1 protein-coding gene and 1 pseudogene are annotated in these 1,830 nt (G+C 60.7%); both read right to left on the bottom strand.

Annotated elements, in window-relative coordinates:
* Positions 1-506 (bottom strand): annotated as a pseudogene (locus tag A2I95_RS34970) (amino acid ABC transporter permease); the annotation flags it as partial.
* A gap of 1 nt (position 507) precedes the next feature.
* Entirely contained in the window at positions 508-1,776 is a 1,269-nt protein-coding gene (locus tag A2I95_RS34965) for an ABC transporter permease subunit (protein ID WP_291737158.1), read from the bottom strand.
* Positions 1,777-1,830 lie beyond the last annotated feature (54 nt).

Genomic DNA, 1,830 nt, shown 5'->3' with positions numbered 1-1,830 from the left:
ATGACGAAACCCGCCAGCGCGGCGATCGGCATCCAGATGGTGCCGCCCCACAAAAGCCAGGGGAAGATGAACGGGTAAAGCGCCGAAAAGATCAGCATCTTCGACGGCACCCGGTCCGAAAACAGCACTGGGGCCAATGCTGCGCCCAGCAGGACAAAGGCGGCGACGGGGCGCCAGTACAGGTGGCTCGGGTAAAACCCGAAGATCAGCTGAACCCAGCGTTCCTTGATCACGCCCCAGCAGGCGCCATGGGCATCGCCATGGCCCGCTGCTGCCAGCGTTTCGCGGCAATTGGACAGCGAGGTGCCGTCCCAGGTGGGCGACAGGATCCAAGGAACAATGGCGGCCAGAACGAAATAGACCGCTGTAAACGACGCAATGGTCAGGATCGAGTTGAACCAGCTGGAAAACAGGTTATGCCGCGCCCAGCCGATGATCCCGACCTCAGAGGCCGGAGGATCCTGCTCGGGAAGCATTTCGGTGCGGACAAATCCGATATCAGACATCTCAGCGCTCCTTCAGCTTCACGGCTTCGTTGTACCAGTTCATGATCCCGGAAATGGTCAGCGAGATCGCCAGATACACCAGCATCAGCAGCAAAACGCATTCCAGCTCGCGGCCGGTCTGATTCATGGTGATACCGCCCAGGGTGCCGGTGATGTCCATGTAGCCCACGGCAATCGCCAGCGACGAGTTCTTGGTCAGGTTCAGATAGTTGGAGATCAGCGGCGGAATAATCACCCGCAGCGCCTGCGGCAGAACCACCAGCGACATGATCTTGTTGGAGCGCAGGCCCAGCGCCTCGGCGGCTTCGGTCTGGCCTTTGGAGATCGCCATGATCCCGGCGCGCACGATTTCCGCGATGAAGGCAGCGGTGTACAGCGACAGTGCCAGCCACAGCGCGATCAGCGAGTTGCGCATGTGGGTGCCGCCCTGGAAGTTAAAGCCCTTCAGCGCGGGGTAACCCAGGTAAAAGCCCAGCACGGCCAGCAGGATCGCCATCGGCACCACCACCACGGCGGTGCGCACATGCCAGGTTGCCGGACGGTCGCCGGTGGCTTCCTGGATACGGTCCGCACGCTGGCGGATCTTGATCGAGGCAAACAGGCTGAGGCCCAGCACCACCAGAATGGCCATCAGGTCCAGGCTGACATCAAACCGCAGCGAGGATTCACCAAACAGATGCGCATCGCCCAGCGAACGTGAGAACAGCGGCTCGGGGATATAGACACCGCGGTTGGTCACGGCAACGCTGTCGGCCAGGCTCATCGTGGCTTCAGGGTTTTCGCCCCGGAATGCCCGTGGCGCCGGCAGGGTTTCGATCAGGATCGCCATCACAAAGACAATCCAAAGAAGCACCGGCACATTGCGGAACAGCTCGACATAGACCGCCATCAGACGGGCAACCAGCCAGTTCGACGACAGCCGCAGAACGCCGATGATTACGCCCAGGATTGTTGCAGTGATACAGCCGAGGAAAGCCACAACCAGCGTGTTCAAAAGCCCCATCAGCGCGGCCCGCAGGTGGCTGTCGCGCGAGGTGTATTCCAGCAGGCGCTGGTTGATATCGTAGCCGGCCGGTTCCGAGAAGAAGCCGAAATCGATCGGCTTGCCCAGTGCGGCCAGGTTGCTCAGCGTGTTGTTGATCAGCCAAGCTGCCAGAAGCATGAACCCGAACATGGCGATGACCTGAATGGTCCCCGACCGGTACCGGGTGTCATAAAGGAGCATAGACAGCCGGAACTGCTCCTTTGGAGGGTCAGTTAACGTTGACATATAGTGTGATCCCCTGGGCTCCGGTATTCTGTCCTGGCGGGGTTGTCCCCGCTC

It is taken from the genome of Leisingera sp. F5, assembly GCF_001593695.1.
This window is presented reverse-complemented; position numbering and strand designations above follow the sequence as displayed.